At 47.4% G+C, this 21,014-nt stretch carries 17 protein-coding genes; 12 read left to right on the forward strand and 5 right to left on the reverse strand.

The window, feature by feature from the left end; genetic code table 11:
* Positions 1–365: 365 nt before the first annotated feature.
* Positions 366–3,785 carry an InlB B-repeat-containing protein gene (locus tag KUA46_RS01340; RefSeq protein WP_218486810.1) on the reverse strand — a complete coding sequence of 1,140 codons (3,420 nt, stop codon included), beginning with the start codon at positions 3,783–3,785 and terminating at the stop codon, positions 366–368.
* 290 nt (positions 3,786–4,075) lie between these two features.
* Between KUA46_RS01340 and KUA46_RS01345 the strand changes: the two genes are divergently transcribed.
* A complete protein-coding gene (locus KUA46_RS01345; RefSeq protein WP_218486809.1) occupies positions 4,076–4,744 on the forward strand; it encodes a hypothetical protein in 669 nt (222 codons plus the stop codon).
* Between the two features lie 209 nt (positions 4,745–4,953).
* On the opposite strand, the gene KUA46_RS01350 is transcribed toward KUA46_RS01345, so the two are convergent.
* Positions 4,954–7,578 (reverse strand): glycoside hydrolase family 88 protein, encoded by a 2,625-nt coding sequence (locus KUA46_RS01350; RefSeq protein ID WP_218486808.1) that lies wholly within the window; start codon positions 7,576–7,578, stop codon positions 4,954–4,956.
* A 283-nt stretch (positions 7,579–7,861) separates the two neighbouring features.
* Between KUA46_RS01350 and KUA46_RS01355 the strand changes: the two genes are divergently transcribed.
* The gene (locus KUA46_RS01355; RefSeq protein WP_118201429.1) at positions 7,862–8,458 is read left to right on the forward strand and encodes a sigma-70 family RNA polymerase sigma factor; all 597 of its coding nucleotides are present in this window, start codon (positions 7,862–7,864) and stop codon (positions 8,456–8,458) included.
* Here the strand turns inward: KUA46_RS01355 and rpe are convergent.
* A complete protein-coding gene (gene rpe, locus KUA46_RS01360) occupies positions 8,455–9,108 on the reverse strand; it encodes a ribulose-phosphate 3-epimerase (RefSeq protein ID WP_218486807.1) in 654 nt (217 codons plus the stop codon). The two genes, KUA46_RS01355 and rpe, sit on opposite strands and share 4 nt — an antisense overlap.
* Positions 9,109–9,121: 13 nt before the next feature.
* Positions 9,122–9,250 carry a hypothetical protein gene (locus KUA46_RS01365; RefSeq protein WP_022120798.1) on the reverse strand — a complete coding sequence of 43 codons (129 nt, stop codon included), beginning with the start codon at positions 9,248–9,250 and terminating at the stop codon, positions 9,122–9,124.
* Positions 9,251–9,824: 574 nt separating this feature from the next.
* Here KUA46_RS01365 and trpD point away from each other — a divergent pair.
* From trpD to KUA46_RS01400, 7 genes are all read left to right on the forward strand, one after another.
* The gene (gene trpD / locus KUA46_RS01370) at positions 9,825–10,832 is read left to right on the forward strand and encodes an anthranilate phosphoribosyltransferase (RefSeq protein ID WP_218486806.1); all 1,008 of its coding nucleotides are present in this window, start codon (positions 9,825–9,827) and stop codon (positions 10,830–10,832) included.
* Positions 10,833–10,946: 114 nt separating this feature from the next.
* Positions 10,947–11,759 carry an indole-3-glycerol phosphate synthase TrpC gene (gene trpC / locus KUA46_RS01375; RefSeq protein ID WP_218486805.1) on the forward strand — a complete coding sequence of 271 codons (813 nt, stop codon included), beginning with the start codon at positions 10,947–10,949 and terminating at the stop codon, positions 11,757–11,759.
* A gap of 5 nt (positions 11,760–11,764) precedes the next feature.
* The gene (locus KUA46_RS01380; RefSeq protein WP_218486804.1) at positions 11,765–12,385 is read left to right on the forward strand and encodes a phosphoribosylanthranilate isomerase; all 621 of its coding nucleotides are present in this window, start codon (positions 11,765–11,767) and stop codon (positions 12,383–12,385) included.
* Positions 12,386–12,413: 28 nt separating this feature from the next.
* A complete protein-coding gene (gene trpA, locus KUA46_RS01385; protein ID WP_218486803.1) occupies positions 12,414–13,190 on the forward strand; it encodes a tryptophan synthase subunit alpha in 777 nt (258 codons plus the stop codon).
* 77 nt (positions 13,191–13,267) lie between these two features.
* A complete protein-coding gene (trpB, locus tag KUA46_RS01390; RefSeq protein ID WP_022121018.1) occupies positions 13,268–14,467 on the forward strand; it encodes a tryptophan synthase subunit beta in 1,200 nt (399 codons plus the stop codon).
* Positions 14,468–14,489: 22 nt separating this feature from the next.
* Positions 14,490–15,941, forward strand: coding sequence for an anthranilate synthase component I family protein (locus KUA46_RS01395; RefSeq protein WP_022121017.1), 1,452 nt, complete (start codon positions 14,490–14,492; stop codon positions 15,939–15,941).
* Between the two features lie 24 nt (positions 15,942–15,965).
* Positions 15,966–16,532 carry an anthranilate synthase component II gene (locus tag KUA46_RS01400; protein ID WP_118079021.1) on the forward strand — a complete coding sequence of 189 codons (567 nt, stop codon included), beginning with the start codon at positions 15,966–15,968 and terminating at the stop codon, positions 16,530–16,532.
* A gap of 218 nt (positions 16,533–16,750) precedes the next feature.
* On the opposite strand, the gene KUA46_RS01405 is transcribed toward KUA46_RS01400, so the two are convergent.
* Positions 16,751–17,731: an ROK family protein gene (locus KUA46_RS01405; RefSeq protein WP_217325901.1), complete on the reverse strand. Its 981-nt coding sequence runs from the start codon at positions 17,729–17,731 to the stop codon at positions 16,751–16,753.
* Between the two features lie 310 nt (positions 17,732–18,041).
* Between KUA46_RS01405 and KUA46_RS01410 the strand changes: the two genes are divergently transcribed.
* The 3 genes from KUA46_RS01410 (at position 18,042) to KUA46_RS01420 (ending at position 21,001) form a co-directional block, all read left to right on the forward strand.
* Positions 18,042–18,719, forward strand: a complete 678-nt coding sequence (locus KUA46_RS01410) for a LysE family translocator (protein ID WP_118253816.1) — start codon at positions 18,042–18,044, stop codon at positions 18,717–18,719.
* 82 nt (positions 18,720–18,801) lie between these two features.
* Positions 18,802–19,356 (forward strand): DUF4924 family protein, encoded by a 555-nt coding sequence (locus KUA46_RS01415; protein WP_006846332.1) that lies wholly within the window; start codon positions 18,802–18,804, stop codon positions 19,354–19,356.
* Between the two features lie 58 nt (positions 19,357–19,414).
* A complete protein-coding gene (locus tag KUA46_RS01420) occupies positions 19,415–21,001 on the forward strand; it encodes a peptide chain release factor 3 (RefSeq protein ID WP_153083400.1) in 1,587 nt (528 codons plus the stop codon).
* Positions 21,002–21,014: the final 13 nt, after the last annotated feature.

A 21,014-nucleotide genomic window follows, 5' to 3' on the forward strand; every position in this document is an offset into this window, starting at 1 on the left:
AGTAGAATTCCAATTCTGAGCAGATGCTTGCTGAAGGGATGTTCCTCTTGGAACCCGAAGGCTCCGATGGGGCAACCTGGATGAGTAGCAATAGCTAAGTCTTGGTTTTCTTGTTGCAAAAGTATATAAAAAATATGAGAATATAGGTATATTGGGGGTAAAAAATTACGTAAACGTTTACAGGTTTTTGCGTAAATACTCTGTTTTTTACATTTCGACGGTCTGTTTTCTCAGTTCCCGTTTCTGCTGTTTCAGAAGTTGAGGGAACAAAAAAAGTGCAATATCCGGCACCCTTCTGAATGAGGATGGGGATATTGCACTCCGAATGTTATCTGTCAATCAATTTACTTAATGTCTCTGTTTCTTTACTTTACGATGACCTTGCTTGTCTTCTTGCTGCCATCTGCCAGAGTCTTCACAATGATGTTGATACCTTTCTGAAGATTTGAGAGCTGGGTGCCGTCGGCTGCATAGATGGCGGTCTTGATGACTGCTGCTGTAGCTGAGGTGATGTTGCGGATGCCGGTGCCCTGACCAACAACTGTAGCTTCGCTCAAACCGCCCATCTCGTTGGCTGCACGTACGCTCCATGTTGCAGAGGCGTCATCAACGATATAGCTAGGAGTGATGGTGAAGTCTACTACCTTGCCGTTCTTGCATACTGCCCAGAGAAGAGCGTAGTCGTTGTTGTCCCAAGCGAGGGTTGTACTATTCAGCTTAACGTTGCTAGGTGCTGAAGCCTGCTCGGTGGCTGCTGTAGGATCCCAGTCATCATCCTGACCCATTATGTTTTCAACAGTGTAGATCGCAGCTTCCTCTGCTGCGAGGATAGGACTTTCTGCTGTTTCATTACGACGGTTTACATAATTGTCGCCATCCTTTGAATCATAGGCATCGTAAACTTTCTTTCTGTCCTTGAGGTCAACTGTACTACCTGTTGATGTGGTAGAGTTGTACTCAGCGAAACGTTTAGGATAACCGCCACTCATCTCGTCCCATCCTGCTGCTGAAGGGATGGCTTCCATCTTGGTGTTAATGTAGAGCGCGATAGGTGTTCCCTTGCCCCATGGACGACCTAAGGTGTAGTTACCATTCAGGTCTTTTGCCTCAGTAGCATCCTTGATGGTACAGTCTTTGAAGATGTAGCCATACTTCTTTGGTTGAGAAGGAACGGCGAGGTATCCTCCCTTTTCGCAAATCCAGAGTTCTACATTATTATAATATACGTCACCCTTACCGCAAAGGTAGTCGGTACGACCACGAAGGATTCCGTCTTCGAAGTAGAATTTACCATTCTGGTTGTTTGATACGTAGGTGTCCTGGTAAGCCCAGAGGTTTACGTTCTTGCAGATGGTCTTGTTGCTTTGGTCGTTGAGCACGATGTCGCGACCCTTGGCATCCCCCATACTGCTGTACATCTTCAGATCCTGGAAGTAGGTACCCGTAGCTTCCTTCTGCAGGCAGAGTACGTCGCCCTTGCCGATACCTTCCAATACGTTGGCTGGGTTTTTCTGATTCGCGTTCTTATATTCTGCATCAGGAATGGTGTTGGTCAGAGAGGTGTTGTCCATGCCCTCACCGATAATAGATACGTTTGGCGTATTCATATAGGTGGTTGGGTTGGCATAACTCTTACCGTCACCGCCAGTTACCTTGCTGTTTTCGTCAGCAGGAATCTTGTAGTCGCCCTGCTTGATGAAGATGCGGAATCGCTTGCTGGTATCTGTGCGCTTGGCTGCTGCTGCAAGTGCTGCCTTGAAGTCGCCGTCGGTTGGGACGATGAAGTCGTAGAGTGCCTTGGTTACAGCTGGCTTGGTCTTGGTAGTGAAGTTCAGAACAATTGCCTGGTCTGTAGCATTGTCTGTCAGGTCGGCTACCGAGCCTGCAGCGAGTTTGAAGGTATAAGCCGTAGCGTAGTTCAAACCTTTGTATGCAAAGGTGATGGTCTTGCCGGATACGGCTCCTTCAATCTTTTGTGTGCCGAGTGTAGCGGCTGCGTTGCCGGTGAGTTTTACCTTCTCATCAAAAGTCAGTACAATCTTGCCGTTGGCAGATGCGTTGGTTGCGCCTTCTGCTGGTACGGTGTTTACGAGTACAGGTGCCTTGCCGTCGTTTACGAGCTGGGCAGTACCTGTAATGTAGATACCTGCTATTGCAATTCCGTCGTTGGTGCCTGTTGCTCCCTTGATAGAAGAAGTCTTGTCGGCAATCCAGCGGATGTATACTTCTGCCTTGTTGTTGGCATCGGATGGGAGAGTGAACTCTCCGTCTGTCCAGGCTTTGGCTCCTGGCATATTGATGGCACCTACTTTGGTCCAGTCGGTTCCGTTGAGTGAGTATTCTACATTATATGTTTCGTATGCGTTATAATTGTAGAGCATGCTGCTCTTTACCTTGATGTCGGTAAAGGCTGTTGCGTTGACCTTGGTCTGCCAGTAGGTCTCACCCAGTGGCTTGGTGCTGACTGTGGTCCAGTTTACTGCAGCATTCTTTCCTTCGTAGCCGCCTGCGCTGTTGCTCTTGTCGAGCCAACTGTATGCGTTTCCGTCAGCATCACGCAAGATGAGCTGGTCTGCATCGTTGTCTTCTGCAGCGAAGTCTGCTGCTCGACCTGATTTGGCTTCCTTATAGAAGTCCCAGCCTGCGATGAAGTCTTTTGCAGAATATGCTGCTGTGAATGACTGGTCGGCGTTCATGTTTATTTTGCGTTCTGCTCCTGTTTCACCATCATTCCAGTTGGTGAAGGTGAGGATGTCGTTGCTGCTGGCTGTGAGAGTTACCTCTGTTCCCTCTTCATACATGTTCTTTCCTTCAACAACGGTTGGGACAGGAGAGGCACTTATCATATAGTCTTTTGCTCCACCTTCAACCTTGTAATTCAAAGCGTAGGTGTTTATCTTCTCAAAGTTTGCCTTCAATGCTGTGTTGGTTGAGATAGAGAAGGTGTATGCTTCATCTGTAGATACTACCTGGTTGTTGGCATCTGTCCAGTTGACAAACTTGTAGCCGAAATTCTTTGTTGCTGTTACGGTGATTGATGTCTCTGCATCAAATACGGTTCCTGCAGGAGATACTTTGACTGTTCCTGCTCCTACGGTTGAAACGGCAGCCGACAGGGTGTACTGTTCAACCTGCTGAACGGTTCCGTTCAAGAGACCATTGATGTGTACATCGGCAAAGCCTTGCTGCTTAGTAGAGCCAACGCCGACAGTGCAACTTAGCGTGAAGCCTTCAGCTGATGTCAGTTGGGCTTGCTGCTCGGCAGTGAGCTGGATGACGATGTGGTTGGTCAGGTTTTCATTTTTCGAAAACTTGTCAGTCTCTGTTGTCTTGTTCTCTCTTAATGCAGTGAAATTGCCCAAATCTACCGAAGTTCCGTCGCTGAGTTTGGCGGTTACGGTTACTCCATTTTCTGCATCTGTACCGAATCGGTTTACGTAGGTACTGATAGAGGTTGGGGTGAATGTTAGCCCCTTGCTAGGTTTAATGGTCCATTCTACGGCTTTTGTTGTGCCAACAGGACCGAAACCAGCCATGACCATCGGGCTGCCGTTTTTATCCAGTGTTTTCGTTGATGTCTTGGCAACATACTTCAAGTCACCGGTGTTTACGGAAACCAGACTAAAACCTTTTTCTGGTGATTTTGTGTACTGCGTAGCGTAGTTGGCGTCATTAAACGGCCATGAAACACTAGCTTCTTCGTTCTGGTAGGTTTGCGCATTTGCTACTACCATAACAAACAGGGCTATGAGTGAGAGCCCAAATCTTAGTAGATTTCTTTTCATTTGTTTGCCTTTTAGGTTGTTATACTTATTATAATTTTTATTTTCAGTTTATATTTTAAGTTTGTTGGTGCAAAATTACACTTATTATTTCTATTTTAAGAGCTTTTTGTTTCAATTTTGTTGTAAAAGCTACGCAATCGTTTTCGTAGTTTTAGCTCATTTTGGTTCGTATTTTTCTGAGATTCTCAAAATGATTTATTATTTTTGCCACCGAAATAAACTAGCAAATGAATCAAACTAAAATAAAGTTATTCAACAACTATAATATATAAACTTAAAATAAAACGATTATGAAGAAATTCTTTACTCTTATCGCAGCCGTAGCTTTGGCTGCTAGTGTTAATGCTCAGACTTTTAAGTCTTTTGAAAAGACTACCGTGTTTATTACAAATCAGGAGAATGTTACTGCTGGTATTGCTGAGGGCTGGATTGCTGAAGGTAGTGGAAAGACCGCAACAACTAAGACTGGTAGTATTAATCCGGAGACTGGTGAAGAAGAGATATATAAGCAGCCTGGTCTTGATCTAAAGAAGAACAACGATGCTAAGGCTTTCAGTATTTATGTAACTGGTTTGACAAGTCTTACTGCTTATGGTGCAACGACAAGTTCATCTGACACTCGCGATTTATATGTTGTTGCTACTCCAAATGATGGTAGCGCTGCTGTTGAGATTAGTGCTTCTTCTGAGCCTAATGTTACTGCAGTTGCATCTCTTGAATTGGATGCTGCTAAGAAATATACAGTAGTATTCACTGGTGTTAAAGCGGGTGATAAAGAATCTGGTGCAGATATTGCTTTGCATGGTGTTAAGTTTGTTCCTGGTACATCTACCGGCATTTCTTCAGTAAATGCTGCTGCAGCCAAGAAGAATGGTAAAACCTATAATATGGCTGGTCAGGAGGTTTCTTCTTCTGTCAAGGGCTTGATTATCAAGAACGGTAAGAAGTATGTAAAGTAACAGATTATATATACATATAAAACAAAAGGAGGGTGTGTCATGGACTTATGACACACCCTCCTTTGTCGTGAATATTTTCTTTTTCATCGGTGAAAATTCAATTAATAGTTTTGAATTCAGTTTACAGTTTAGAGTTAATAGTTTATAGGGCAATCTTGCTATACGGCGAAGCCGCTGTAAACTATTAACTGTAAACTATAAACAAAGTTTTACTTATTCAGTCCCTGCATTTCCATTTCCAGACTAGCCCAGATGAAAGGACCTACGCCCTTGGCATCATTGTCGCGGATAGGTTCGCTCATGTAATAGTCGAAGCTGCCGTCGCGCTTGAAGTTTGGCTTCTTGACGTATGGACCAGGGCCAGGACCGAGTCCGCTGACAGCACAGCAGCGTGTAAGGCTGATGGTCTTATCAGGATTTACCTGGATGAAGTTGTTCAGGATTCCCTCATAAGCCTTGATACCTGCTTCCTGATATTCCTTGCCGAGGTATCCCTTGCGGTAACCCTTGAGGAGAACATAGGCAAACATGCTTGAAGCGGTGCTCTCGAGGTAGTTGCGAGGATCCTTTACGTCCATCACATCGTACCATACACCCGTCTTCTTATCCTGATATTTCACCACGCTCTTCATTGCCTTATTTAATAAGGTGATGATTTCGCCGCGGCGAGCATAATCTTCAGGCATGGCATCAAGGCATTCGGTCATCGCCATGACGTACCATCCGAGGGCTCTTGCCCAGGTATGCTGGCTCTTTCCGTCTTCCTTGTTTGCCCAGAACTGGCTGTGGGTCTCGTCCCATGCATGCTTCCAGAGCTGGGTCTTCTCATCGTAGGTACGAAGGTCGGTCTTCACAATCTGGTCTACCGCATCGTCGAGAATCTTCTTCGCCTTCTTAGGCTTGAGGTTCTGTACGGCGTAGTTGCAGTAGAAAGGCAGACCCATGAAGATGCCGTCGAGCCATACCTGGTTGGCGTAGATTGCCTTGTGCCAGTAAACGCCTTCCTTGGTACGAGGCTGGTTCTGAAGCTGTTTGAAGAGCGTCTTCAGCGCCAGTTCGCTGCTCTTGCTAGGGAAGAGGTTGTGCATGCGGAGGATGAACTTCGCTGTGCGCACATTGTCGAGGTTGAAATCCTCATATTGGTAGCCTGTGATGTTTCCTTTTTCGTCAATCATCTTGGCTGGATATTCTTTCAGGTAGTTGATGATAGCCTCGTTGTTGGCTTCGGCATCAGCTCCCTTGAAGGTGCTCTTCCCGTCTTTGTAGTGGAGGTAGGTGTCGAGCATGCCTTCCATCTCAATGCCCATCACGTAGCTCCAGCGAGGTTTCTTCGGGCTGAAGTCGAGGTTGTATGGGTGGGGAGTGCGCTGCATCTCGCTGTGGGTGAGCCACTCTGAATAGGTCTGGTAAGGACGGTCTTCCTTGTTGAGAACCAGGGAACCGTTAATGGTGAGGTTGTCGAACTTCACATCGCGGGTCTTGCCGGTCATCTTGACAGGCTGCTTGATGACACCATCGAACTTACAGTTCTTTACATGGATATCGTATACGTTTTCTATTTTGTTTCCACCGATGATGAGCACACCGTAGTTGCTCTTCTGGCAGGTAACATCTTCCATGCTCACGTTGCGCACAGTAGGTTCAAATCCGCGGTAGCAAGCCTCTTTTGGCTCATAGTCGAGGTTGATCTTGAGCACGGCTTCCTTGCACTGGCCTACGGTAACCTTACGCATGTGGATGTTCTGGATGAGTCCGCCGCGGCAGTTGTTGGTCTTGATGCGGAGGATGCGCTCCAGATGAGGAGAGTCCATCTCGCAGTTTTCGGCGTATACATTCTCGCATCCGCCTGAAATCTCGGAACCGATGACTACGCCACCATGTCCGTCTTCCATCCGGCAGTTGCGGATGATGATGTTTCTGGATGGTTGGTTCCAGAGACGACCGTCATTGTTTCTTCCGCTCTTGATGGCGATGCAGTCGTCGCCGGTATGGAAGATACAGTTCTGGATGAGTACATTCTCGCATGCTTCAGGGTCGCATCCGTCTCCGTTAGGTCCTTCGTTCCATACGGTTACGCCGTCTACTGTGATGTTCTTGCAGAGCAGAGGGTGCATCACCCAGAAAGGTGAATTGATCATCTTGACATCCTTGATGAGGATGCGCTCAGAGCGTACGAAGTTGACGAGCTGAGGGCGGAGACCCTGTCCCATGCCGAACTTGCGTTCGTCAAAAGGCACACCGTCTTCAGCCATCTTCAGCAGTCTGGCACGTGATCCCATCTTCTGGTGTTCCTTGGTTACGCCCTCCTTATATCCGAATCTGGCATTACCGTTCATTGGCCACCATGTATCGTTGTTACCACCTCCATCGATGGTACCTTTACCAGTGATGGCGATGTCTGTAACCTTGTAGGCATAGATGCATGGAGAATAGTTCCAGCATGCGATGCCCTCCCATGAGGTGCGTACCAGCGGATAGAGTTTCGGCTCGAAGGCAAACTGCAGTACGGCACCCTCTTCGAGATTCAGTTCTACGAAGCTCTTCATCTCAATGGCTCCTGTGCGCCAGGTACCCTTCGGGATGACTACAGTACCGCCACCTTTCTTAGAAACGAGGGCGATGAGTTTGTTGATAGCTTTCTGGTTCTGTGCAGCCGAAGCGTTCTGCTTGGCTCCATAGGCAGAAATAGCATACTTCTTAGCTGCCTGCTTGATGCCTGGCAACTGTATGCTCTGTTCAATGCGCTGATATCCAGCATCGTTCCATCCGTTGGCCCAAGCGCAAGCTGGGATGAGGAGCAGAGCAACGAGTAAGGTCTTAAAGAATTTCTTCATTGTCTTTGTTCTAGTTTTATGATTATTTGTATTTATGAATTCGTTTGTATTGATCTGTTTATTCGTTAGTCGGGTCTGACGTTTAACACATCGCTGCAAAGATACGAATTTTATTTGTAAAACAGGTGCTGGTAATGTTAAAATTAAATGTTTTTGGAAAAAAGTTTGGTGTTTTGAAAATAAAATGTTACCTTTGCAACGATAATTAACATTATTAACGCAATAAATACTGGGTAGCCTATTGGATAGACATTTACTTAATGAATAAAATAAGATTAAGAAAATGAGTAAACTCAATGAAATGACAGACGAAGAGTTGGCCCTGGCTTATGTCGGGGGTGACAACAGAGCCTTTGACCTGTTGCTTTCCCGCAACGAGGTGAAACTTTTCTCTTATATCCTTTTCGTGGTTCACGATGAGGATCTGGCGAATGATATCTTCCAGGAGACATTCGTGAAGGCAATCAGTCGTTTACATGCTGGCCAGTATTCCAGTTCGGGCAAATTTATTTCGTGGTTAATGCGCATAGCGCATAATGTCATCATCGATGGTTATCGCAGTCAGTGTGTGTTCCGCATGGTAGAACAGGGGAACGGTAATGATCTTTCCTGTCTGCGAGGCGAAGATTTTCAGGCAGACTGTGCTGAGCAGGAGATGGTACGCAAACAGGTGCTCCGTGATGTGAAGAAACTGGTAGACTTTCTGCCGGCTCCACAACGCGAAGTGGTTTATATGCGTTTTTATCAGCAGATGTCTTTCAAGGATATAGCCGAGTGTACCAATGTGAGTATCAATACGAGTCTGGGAAGAATGCGTTATGCGCTCCTTAACCTCCGCAAGATGGCTAAGGAGCACAATATCTATCTGAATCTTGATTAGTGGAGTTCTTTCAGAGCATGGATGGTAGCATAAGGGTCTGTGCTCTTGAATACATAACTTCCGCTTACCAGCACGTCTACTCCGGCTTTCACCAGTCTTGGAGCAGTTTCTGCCTGTACGCCACCATCTACCTCGATGAGTGCCTGGCTTCCGCTCTCTTTGATGAGCTGGCGCAGACGGCCTATCTTCTTGATGGTGTTCTCGATGAATTTCTGTCCGCCGAAGCCTGGGTTAACGCTCATCAAAAGTACCATGTCTACATCGCAGATGATGTCTTCCAGCACACATACCGGGGTAGAAGGGTTGAGGGTAACTCCTGCCTTCATGCCTGCTGCATGAATCTGCTGGATGGTGCGGTGCAGATGGGTGCAGGCCTCGTAGTGCACGCTCATCATCATGGCACCGAGCTTGGCAGTCTGCTCAATGTAATTTTCCGGGTGCTGAATCATGAAGTGAACATCGAGGGGCTTGGTGCACACCTTGCTCACGGCTTCTATCACAGGGAAGCCGAACGAGATGTTGGGCACGAAGACACCATCCATCACATCGAGGTGGAGCCAGTCGGCCTCACTCTTGTTAATCATCTCTATATCACTCTTCAGGTCAATGAAGTTGGCTGAGAGCAATGAAGGGGATACCATTGTTTTCATCTTTCTTCTTCTTTTAGTTAGGATAGCACACCTTTAGCTTCCCATTTTGCACCATGGTATGATAGGAGTAGGCTATCTGCTTGATGAAGTAGATGGTCTGAGCCGAAGGTCTCATTTTCTTTGGTGTAAATACTTGCTTCATAGGCGTGAATCTTTTTATTTGAATAATACTTCTTGTTATTTGTTTTTAGAACGGGCATGTCTTGAGGATGAGTTTTCCTCTTTCCGTAACCTGTTCTCTAAATAAATAACGACGTATTGGGAAATTTATTACATTCCGGCGAAATATTTTTTCTTTTTCTTTCTCCCTATATATAATAAGGTATAGTGGAGAAAACGTGAGACGATAGTGGAGGAAAATGGGCGTCAGACGATAAAATAGTGTTAAATCTTAAAATTTCTCGACAAAAAGTTTGTAGTTTAAAAGAAAAACTGTACTTTTGCAGTAGAAATGAAGAATGAAGGAGAATCTTTTCGTTAAAAAGAAAGAAACGCCTCGTTTTTGGTAGTAACAAACAATTAAAAGAAAAAGCAATATGAATACATTCGTATCTACATCATGGTGGTGGCGTAACTCAAGATTCCAGAAGTCGTGAGTCGAGACGCCGTATGTGGATGTGAACAACATAATATACTAGGGGCCTGCCGTAACTTACGACAGGCCCCTTTTCTTTTACAACGAAAAATAAAAACAAAAAATATAGGAGATATTAACTATGGAAATGAAGGACATTTTGAACAGAATGTTGAACCACGAGGAACTTTCTCGTGAGGAAACCCGAGACATCATTGTAGGAATCACCAAGAGTGAATTTCCTGAGGAACAGATTACAGCCCTGCTCACTGGTTTGCAGATGAGAGGCGTAACGGTAGATGAACTGCTCGGTTTCCGTGACGGAATTCTTGCCACAGGCGTGCCAGCCATCCTGGATTGCGACCGCTACATTGACGTGGTGGGAACCGGTGGCGACCGCAAGAACACCTTTAACATTTCTACTACTTCCTGCTTCGTCATTGCGGGTGCGGGTTACAAGGTGGCAAAGCACGGCAACTATGCGGCTACTTCGGTGAGCGGTGCCAGCAACGTCATCAAGAACCACGGTGTTCAGTTTACCGATGATATAGACAAGCTGAACCGCAGCATCAACGAGGCAGGTATCGTTTATCTTCATGCTCAGCTCTTCGCCAAGGCCATGAAGTTTGTGGGTCCTATCCGCAAGGCTTTGCAGTTTCCTACCGTGTTCAACCTGTTAGGTCCTCTTGTTAATCCTAGTCAGCCTAAGTGCCAGTTGCTGGGTGTAGCCAATCTCGACCAGATGCGCCTTTACAATCAGGTTTACCAGAAACTAGGCATTGATTTCAGCATTGTTAACAGCATCGACGGATATGATGAAATTTCACTCACCGGCGACTTCAAGGTAACCACCAACAACTATGAGAAGATCTTCAAACCTCAGGATCTCGGTTTCGAGATAGCCAAACCGGAAGAGGTGCGAGGCGGAGCAACCGAGGAAGAGGCCAAGGACATCTTTGATGCAGTGCTTGAAAACCGTGCCCTCCCAGCCCAGAAGAACATCGTTCTCGCCAATGCAGCCTTCGGCATCCAGGTAATGGAGAAAGGACAGAAGAGCATAGAGGAATGTGTGGAGATAGCAAGAGAGAGCATTGACTCGGGTAAGGCACTCGCTACCTTTAAGAAATTCGTAGAGATTAATAAAAGGTAAAAGGGTAAAAAAGTAAAAAGAGCCTTAACCCCTTTGTCCCCCTTTGTACCCCCGTTCCCAGCGATTCCATCGCTGGTCTCCCAAGTCTTTATCTTAAATAAAAAAACGAAAAAAATGGCTGATATTTTAGAGGAAATTGTGGCTCATAAAAGAATCGAGATTGAGCAGCGCAAGCGCTTTATCCAGCCACGGCAGATGATAACCCTCACCGAGCAGAAAATGCAGGAAGATGGGGGAAAGGTGCCGGGCGGAAGCATGAAGGAGTCGCTGATGAACTCGGAGACGGGAATCATCGCTGAATTCAAGCGCAAATCGCCTTCCAAGGGCTGGATCAAACAGGAAGGTAAGCCGAGCATCATCCCGCTCGCCTACCAGCAGAACGGAGCCTCGGCGCTCAGCATCCTCACCGACATTGATTACTTCGGAGGATATGATGAGTATATTCAGGAGGCGCGCCATGTGGGCGTTACCCTACCTATCTTATATAAGAACTTCGTGGTAGAGGTATACCAGCTGCTGCAGGCGAGATACTGCGGAGCTTCTGCCGTGCTGCTCATTGCGGCCTGCCTGACCAAGGAGGAGTGTAAGCAACTCATGAACATGGCACACCAGCTGGGCATGGAGGTACTGCTCGAGATGCATAATGAGCGCGACTTCGAGTATGCTGAACTGGAACCGGATATGTACGGCATCAACAACCGAAATCTCGGAACCTTCTTTACGGATGTGGAGAACAGCTTCAGATTGGCAGAGAAACTTCCGAAGGATGTGTGCAGGGTGAGCGAGAGTGGTATCTCCAACCCGCAGACGGTTCTCCGGTTGAGAGAAGAAGGCGGCTTCAAAGGTTTCCTGATGGGCGAACAGTTCATGAAACAGGCAGACCCGGGCGTGGCGCTTCAAGAGTTTATTAAGCAGTTGAAACAATAAAGAAAATGTTAGTAAAGGTTTGTGGAATGTGTGAACCTGATAATGTAAAGCAGGTTGCGCAACTCGGCGTTGATATGATGGGATTTATCTTCTATCCTAAGTCTCCACGGTATGCCAGTCATGTGCTGGCTCGCTCTGATGCTGACCGCAATGTGTGCCGAGTGGGAGTCTTCGTGAATGATTCCATTTCCAATATGTTGGATAAGATTCATTCATTCTCTCTGAATGCGGTGCAGATGCATGGAAGCGAGAGCAGGGAACTGTGTGAGCAGTTGCGTGCAGCAAAGGGGAAAATGAAGATAATCAAAGCCATTAGTGTTTCCAATGCCGGGGACATTCAGAAATATAAGGAGTATGTAGGCGCTGTTGACTACTTCCTTTTCGACACCAAATGTAAGACGGTGGGCGGAAGTGGTCAGCAGTTTGACTGGCAGGTTCTGAATGAATATGATGGCGATGTTCCATTCCTGTTGAGTGGCGGCATCGGTCCGGAAGATGCTTCCCGCATCCTGTCTTTCCACCATCCCCGATGCGTAGGAATCGACCTCAACTCCAGGTTTGAGATAGAACCGGGACTGAAGGATGTAGAGAAACTCAAGGAATTCCTTTTAAAGGTAAAAAAGTAAAAAGGTAAAAAAATAAAAAAGTAAAAACATGAATAAGATAAATGCATTATTTGCAAACAATAAAGACCGCAAGCTTTTGAGCTTGTATTTCTGCGCCGGATGCCCAACTTTAGAAGGTACCGTTGATGTAATTAAGGCGATGGAGCGCAAGGGGATAGATATGATTGAGGTAGGAATCCCTTTCAGTGATCCGTTGGCTGATGGTCCTGTTATCCAGAGTGCCGGAACCATGGCTCTGAAGAACGGAATGACGGTGAAGAAACTCTTCGCCCAGCTGAAGGAAATCAAGGATGAAGTGCAGCTTCCACTCGTGCTGATGGGTTATCTGAACCCAATCATGCACTACGGCATTGAGGCTTTCTTCAAGAGCTGCGTAGAGAGTGGAGTGAGCGGCACCATCATCCCAGACCTTCCTTTTGATGATTATCTGAAGGTGGTGAAACCCATTGCCGACAAGTATGACATCCGTGTCATCATGATGATTACGCCAGAAACCAGCGAGGAGCGCATCCGTTTCATCGATGAGCATACCGATGGATTCATCTACATGGTCAGTTCGGCAAGTATCACGGGCGCCCAGAGCAGTTTCGGCGATGCCAAGTTGGCTTATTTCAACCACATCAACAGCATGAATCTGCGCAACCCACGCATGATAGGTTTCGGCATCAGCAACAAGCAGACGCTTACCAGTGCGCAGGATAATGCGGCGGGAGCCATCATCGGCAGCAAGTTTGTAACCCTGCTCAATGAAACCGGTGATCCGGATAAGGCTTTAGATGGGCTTTTTGAGTGCCTCGAAAAGTAGTTGATACTTAACAGCGGCTTCGTCGTATAGCAGGCTTGCTCTATAAACTATAAATAATAAATTATAAACTAAGTATTATGTATCAAGTTGACGAAAAAGGATTTTTTGGAAAATTCGGAGGAGCTTATGTTCCTGAGATATTATATAAATGTGTAACCGAGTTGCAGCAGGCTTACAAGCCAATCATTGAGAGCGAGGAGTTCAAGAAGGAATACCGTGCGCTGCTGAAAGATTATGTGGGCCGTCCTTCACCTCTTTATTATGCCAAGCGCATGAGCGAGAAGTACGGATGCCAGCTCTATTTGAAGCGCGAGGATCTGAACCATACCGGTGCACACAAAATTAACAACACCATCGGTCAGATTCTCATGGCCAAAAAGATGGGCAAGACCCGCATCATTGCCGAAACCGGAGCCGGACAGCACGGTGTGGCTACAGCTACGGTATGCGCCCTGATGAACATGAAGTGCGAAATTTTCATGGGTGCCACCGATGTGGAACGCCAGCATACCAACGTAGAGCGTATGAAGATGCTGGGAGCCAAGGTGAACCCTGTGCGCACCGGCAATATGACCTTGAGCGATGCCTGCTCTGAGGCCATACGCGACTGGTGCTGCCACCCACAGGATACCTTCTATATCGTAGGTTCTACCATGGGTCCGCACCCTTATCCAGACATTGTTGCCAAGATGCAGAGCGTAATCTCTGAAGAACTGAAATGGCAGTTGGAGGAGAAGATAGGCCGCGACTATCCTGATTACCTCATCGCCTGTGTGGGTGGCGGAAGCAATGCTGCCGGAACCATCTACCACTACATTGATGATGACCGCGTGAAGATATATCTGGCTGAGGCTGCCGGACACGGAATAGATACCGATTATACCGCTGCCACCATGCACTGCGGCACAGAAGGCATCATCCACGGAGCACGCACCCTCGTGATGCAGACCGAGGACGGACAGATTGAGGAAGCCTTCACCATCAGTGCCGGTCTCGACTATCCGGGCATCGGCCCTATGCACGCCGACCTTGCCACATCGGGCAGGAGCCATGTGCTCGCCATTAAGGATGATGAGGCCATCTACGCCGGTTACGAGCTCACCCGCATGGAGGGCATCATTCCGGCTATTGAGAGTGCACACGCCGTGGCAGCCCTGAAGAAGATGAAGTTCAAGAAGGATGATGTGGTGGTGCTCACCGTGTCAGGCCGTGGCGACAAGGATGTAGAAACGTATTTGAGCCATAAGGAAATGGCAGGAGAGTACGGAAACTTCTAATAGCAAAGATTTAATTTTTAAAATGGCAAAGTTTAGTTACAAGACAGTTACCCGCAAGATTCTCGCCGACCTCTATACGCCGGTGGGAGTCTACATGCGACTGAGAGATATTTATCCGCAGTCGGCTCTGATGGAGAGTTCCGACTATCATGGCTCCGAGAATTCGCGCTCCTTCATCGGTGTGCATCCGCTGGCAAGCATCGCCGTGAGTCATGGTGAGGTCATCAAGACCTATCCCGACGGAAGAGTAGAGAAAGAGCAGCTTCCGGCCTTCGGTGCCGGTCAGGGTGAGGAGTGCAAACTCGCCATCTCAAAGAGTATCAACGACTTCATCTCTTCCTTCCATGTAGAGGGCGAGAGCAAGGAGTTCTGCGGACTCTATGGATTCACCACCTTCAATGCGGTGAGATATTTTGAGAACATCCCTGTTAAGGATACCACCATGGAGAAGAATGATGCGCCCGACATCTATTACATCATGTATAAGGACATCATCGTCTTCGACCATTTCAATAACACCATGGAACTCATTGCGCTGAGCGAGGACTTCGGCTCAGAGGAGGGAAGAGATGCTTCACTTACCGAGCTCGACGAACTGCTTAAGGCGGTGAACAAGGCAAATGTGAAGCCTTATGATTTCCACCCTGTGGGCGAAACCTTTTCTACTCTCACCGATGAGGAGCACAAGGCAAACATACGCCGATGCATACAGCACTGCCTGCGCGGAGATGTATTCCAGATTGTGGTGAGTCGCCGCTTCGTACAGAAATATGAGGGCGATGATTTCAAACTCTACCGTGCGCTGCGCAGCATCAACCCTTCGCCTTACCTCTTCTATTTCGACTTCGGCGGTTTCCGCATCTTCGGTTCTTCGCCTGAAACCCATAACCGCATCGTGGGCAACAAGGCGTTCATCGACCCGATTGCCGGAACCACCCGACGCACAGGAGATATGGAGCAGGACCGCAAGGCTGCCGAATTCTTGCGCAACGACCCGAAGGAGAATGCCGAGCACGTGATGCTGGTAGACCTGGCGCGCAATGATCTGAGCCGCAACTGTCATGGGGTGAAAGTAGATTTCTACAAGGACATGCAGTTCTACAGTCATGTTATCCATCTCGTGAGCCGTGTGAGCGGAGAGCTGGATGAGCATGCCGACCACATCAAGGAGTTTATTGATACCTTCCCTGCCGGCACGCTGAGCGGTGCGCCTAAGGTGAGAGCGATGCAGATTATATCAGAGCTGGAGCCTCACAACCGCGGTGCCTACGGAGGCTGTATCGGTTTTATCGGTCTGAACGGCGACCTGAATCAGGCCATCGTGATACGTACCTTCATTAGCCGAAACGGCGAACTCTGGTTCCAGGCGGGTAGTGGAGTAGTGGCAAAGAGCAATGATGAGTATGAGCTAGAAGAGTGTAACAACAAGCTCGGTGCGCTGACCAAGGCGATTCACATTGCAGAGAAGCTCTAATTTAACATTTAACATTGACAAAAGATGAAAGTAGTAATCATAGATAATTACGATTCCTTTACCTATAATCTGGCCCATCTGGTAAAGGAGTTGGGAGCTGACGTTACGGTGTTCCGCAACGACCAGTTCCAGTTGCCGGAGCTGGAACGCTTCGACAAGATCATTTTGAGTCCGGGTCCGGGCATTCCGTCGGAGGCGGGACTGCTGATGGATGTTATCCGCAAGTATGCAGGCCGCAAGCCGATGCTGGGCGTATGTCTGGGTCATCAGGCCATAGGCGAGGCGTTTGGAGCCAAGCTTACCAATCTTTCTGAGGTGTATCATGGAGTGGCAACCCCTTGCACCCAGTTTGGCAACGATGTTATTTTCGACGGGTTGGACAAGCGCATAGAGATTGGCAGATACCACTCTTGGGTGGTAGACCGCTCGGGATTCCCCGACTGCCTGGATGTTACGGCAGTAAGCGATGATGGTTGCATCATGGGTCTGAAGCATAAGAACTATGATATTCATGGTATCCAGTTTCATCCAGAAAGCGTGCTGACGCCAGACGGCAAGAAGATGGTGAGAAACTGGTTGGAAAAAGCTTAATGACCTTAATGACCACCATGACCGCGTGGTGGTTGTTGAGGTTTTTGTTTATGATAAGAAAAAGCAAAGCCTGACGCTCTCTCGAGTGCCAGGCTTTTTACTAACATCTAACCCTCGCTACAATCCTCTCACGAGTTTCGCGAGTTTGTATTAACTTAAATCACACCTTCCCAATGAAGGAAAGGTCTACTAATAACCTTCTTAATCTTTTAAAAATTTTACATATCCCAAGCCACAGCACTCGCACCGAGTACGGCAGCAGAACTGCCATCAAGGGTAGAAACAAGGAACTTAGCCTTGCCCTTGAAGATGCGGAACACGTGCTCATCATAAGCCTTCTGAATAGGCTTCATGATGAGGTCGCCAGCCTTGGTCAGACCACCGAAGAAGACGAAAGCCTCTGGTGAAGAGAAGACTGCGAAATCAGCGCAAGCCTCACCGAGCATCTTGCCGGTAAACTCGTATACGCGCTGAGCCAGCTTATCGCCCTTGCCTGCAGCAACGCTCACATCATAAGATGTAATATCCTCAGGGTTCATCTCGCGGAGCAATGAAGGCTCATCGCTCTTCTCAAGAAACTCGCGAGCTGTGCGAGCCACACCTGTGGCAGAGCAGTAAGCTTCGAGACATCCTGTACGGCCGCATCCGCATGTACGGCCCTCTTTGCCACGTACCATGGTAACGTGACCCAATTCGCCTGCGAATCCGTCGCAGCCGTAAACCATCTGTCCGTTGATAACGATACCAGAACCTACGCCTGTACCGAGTGTAATGTCGATGAAGTTTTTCATACCTCTTGCCACACCGTAAGTCATCTCACCGAGCGCTGCGGCGTTGGCATCATTGGTCATACCTACAGGCAAGCCGCCGAGGGCTTTGCTGAACAAGTCGGCCAATGGTACCACTCCGTCGTGTGCCCAAGGAAGATTTGGAGCGAATTCAATGGTTCCATTATAATAGTTTGCGTTTGGCGCACCGATACCCATTGCCTTAATCTTGTCAATGCCGCCTACCGTATCAATGATAGGCTGGAGAGCTTCTACGGCTGCCTTCACATAGTCTTCAACCTTTTCGTAACCGCCTGTCTTGATGGCAGTTGTTGCTTTGATCTCTCCGCGAGCATCTACGATGCCGAAAACTGAATTTGTACCGCCGAGGTCAAGGCCTATTACGTACGGTTTAAGTGTATTATCTGTCATGTTAATTATTTAAAATTAGTTAGAATTATTTTATTTCTCGGCAAAGATACTGAAAACTTTTGAATCTCGTTTATTTTTAAATATAAAAAATTTTAATTTTCTTTTTTTTCTGCCAGATGATTTGCTGTCCGAAATTTCTCTGTTGCCCTAAATCCTATTTATATTCATGCAGAACATCCGCGTAATCCGTGTAATCCGTGCCCGAAAATATAAAAAACGGATATAAAATGAACTTTTAGGCGAAAAAATTGTGCTTTGTGCCCAAAATTTTGTAACTTTGCCGACTGTTAGAAATTGTAACGATACTAAGATGAATTTAGCATTTCCAATAGAGATAAACATCCTTGACTTCATATTCAAAGGAATTGTCATCGGTGTTCTTGCCTCAGCCCCTATGGGGCCGGTAGGCATCCTTTGCATCCAGCGTACACTCAACAAAGGTCGCTGGTATGGGTTTGTAACAGGTGTGGGTGCCGCATGCAGCGACATTGTATATGCTCTGTTTACAGGCTTGGGCATGAGTTTTGTGATGGATTTTGTGAGCAACTCCGAGAACAAGTTCTATCTTCAGATTTTCGGCAGTCTGATGCTCCTCGTGTTCGGAATCTACTGCTTCAAGAGTGACCCGATGAAGAACATGCACAAGTCGAGCAACAAGCAGGGTACCCTGATGCATAATGGCATCACGGCGTTCCTCGTAACACTCTCCAATCCGCTCATCGTGTTCCTCTTCATGGCCACCTTCGCGCAGTTTGCTTTCGTCGTACCAGATATGCCGGTAGAAATGGGAGTAGGGTATCTCAGCATCGTCTTCGGAGCCCTGCTGTGGTGGTTCGGACTCACCTGGCTCGTCGACAAGATTAGGAACAAGTTTGATACCAACGGCATCGTCATTATCAATAAGGTAATAGGCAGCGTGGTCATCATCTTCTCCATCATCGCTCTCTTCGGCACGATTTTCAATCTGTATCATCTGCCGGAATTTTAAAAGTCCTTAAACAGGTCTTTAAACATCCCTTCAATCAGAAGAAGGCAAAGCATAAAGTTCAAAAGTTAACAGTTCAAAGTTTATGTTTGTAGCACAAGAATTAAGAAAGAAAAGTATCGCAGAATACTTATTATATATGTGGCAGATTGAGGACATCATCCGAGCTTACGGATGCTCGCTGCCTGTCATCAAGAAAAATTATGTAGACCGGTTCGACTTTACACCCGAGCAGCGCGAGGAAGAACTCGACTGGTTTGGCAACCTGATTCGCATGATGAACGAGGAGGGAAAGCGCGAGGGAGGACACCTTAATATTAATAAGGTGATACTAAAGGACGTCATTGATCTGCACGGCATGCTGCTGCAGAGCACCAAGTTTCCTATCTACAATGCCGAATATTACAAGGTGCTGCCTTTCATCGTAGAGCTTCGCCAGCGGGGCGACAAGGATCTCAACGAGATTGAAACCTGCCTCGATGCCCTCTATGGTGTGATGATGCTGCGCCTGCAGAAGAAGGAAATTACGCCCGAAACCGAAAGGGCCATCAAGGAGATTACCGTCTTCATAGGTCTGCTCAGCGATTATTACATCAAAGACCGAACCGAGGGACTCAAGTTTGATGATGACGACATGTAGGGATTAGTTATTAGTGATTTCTTTTTAAGAATATACATTATTATATATTTACAACAGGATGAACGAAATAGAAAGAAGAAGAACATTTGCCATTATCTCTCACCCGGATGCTGGTAAGACAACATTGACCGAGAAGTTTCTGCTTTTCGGTGGACAGATTCAGGTGGCAGGTGCCGTAAAAAATAACAAGATTCGCAAAACTGCGACTTCTGACTGGATGGATATTGAGAAACAGCGTGGTATCTCGGTATCTACATCTGTAATGGAATTTGATTATCTCCCTGCCGGACAGGAGGGAGAACCTTATAAGGTGAATATCCTGGATACTCCAGGTCACCAGGACTTCTGCGAGGATACCTACCGCACACTTACAGCCGTAGATTCAGCCATTATCGTGGTTGACTCTGCCAAGGGTGTGGAGGCACAGACCCGCAAACTCATGGAGGTGTGCCGCATGAGAAATACCCCGGTAATCATCTTCATCAACAAGATGGACCGTGAGGGACGCGACCCATTTGATGTGCTCGACGAGTTGGAAGAAGAGCTCAAAATCAAGGTTCGCCCGCTGAGCTGGCCTATCGGTCAGGGCGCCCGTTTCAAGGGCGTTTACAATATCTACGAGCATCAGCTGAACCTCTTTACCCCTAACAAACAGCGAGTTACCGAGAAGGTAGAGGTAGATATCCAAAGTTCAGAACTCGACGAGCGGGTTGGTGAACGTGAGGCTGCACAGCTGCGTGAGGAACTGGAACTGGTAGATGGTGTTTACCCTAAGTTTGAGGAAGAAACCTACCGTTCGGCCGAGGTAGCACCTGTGTTCTTCGGTTCGGCACTGAACAATTTTGGTGTTCAGGAACTCCTCGACTGTTTTGTTCATATTGCTCCATCTCCTAGACCCACCCAGGCAGAGGAGCGACTGGTGAAGCCTGAAGAACCTAAGTTCAGTGGTTTCATCTTCAAGATTACAGCCAATATTGATCCAAACCACCGCTCCTGCATCGCTTTCTGTAAGATATGCTCGGGTAAGTTTGTGAGAAATCAGCCATATTACCACGTGCGCTTGGATAAAAACGTGCGTTTCTCTTCGCCTACCCAGTTCATGGCACAGCGCAAGAGTACCATTGACGAGGCTTATCCGGGTGACATTGTAGGTTTGCCAGACAACGGTATTTTCAAGATAGGAGATACGTTGACGGAGGGAGAGAAGATGCATTTTCGCGGTTTGCCAAGCTTCTCTCCACTCCTTTTCAAGTACATCGAGAATGATGACCCGATGAAGAGCAAGCAGTTCCAGAAGGGATTGGAGCAGCTCATGAACGAGGGTGTGGCGCAGCTCTTCGTCAACCAGTTCAACGGCCGCCGCATCGTGGGCACGGTTGGTCAGCTGCAGTTCGAGGTTATCCAGTACCGCCTGGAGAACGAGTACAACGCCAAGTGCCGCTGGGAGCCCGTGCATCTTCACAAGGCTTGCTGGATAGAGGCAGATGACGAGAAGGAACTCGAGAGCTTCAAGAAGCGCAAGTACCAGTACATGGCCAAGGATATTGAGGGGCGCGATGTCTTTCTTGCCGATTCGGGCTACGTGTTGAGCATGGCGCAGCAGGATTTTGAACACATCAAGTTCCATTTCACATCGGAATTCTAAATCAATGTAAAAA

The sequence above is a fragment of the Segatella copri genome, from assembly GCF_019249765.2.
Lineage (GTDB): Bacteria > Bacteroidota > Bacteroidia > Bacteroidales > Bacteroidaceae > Prevotella > Prevotella copri_K.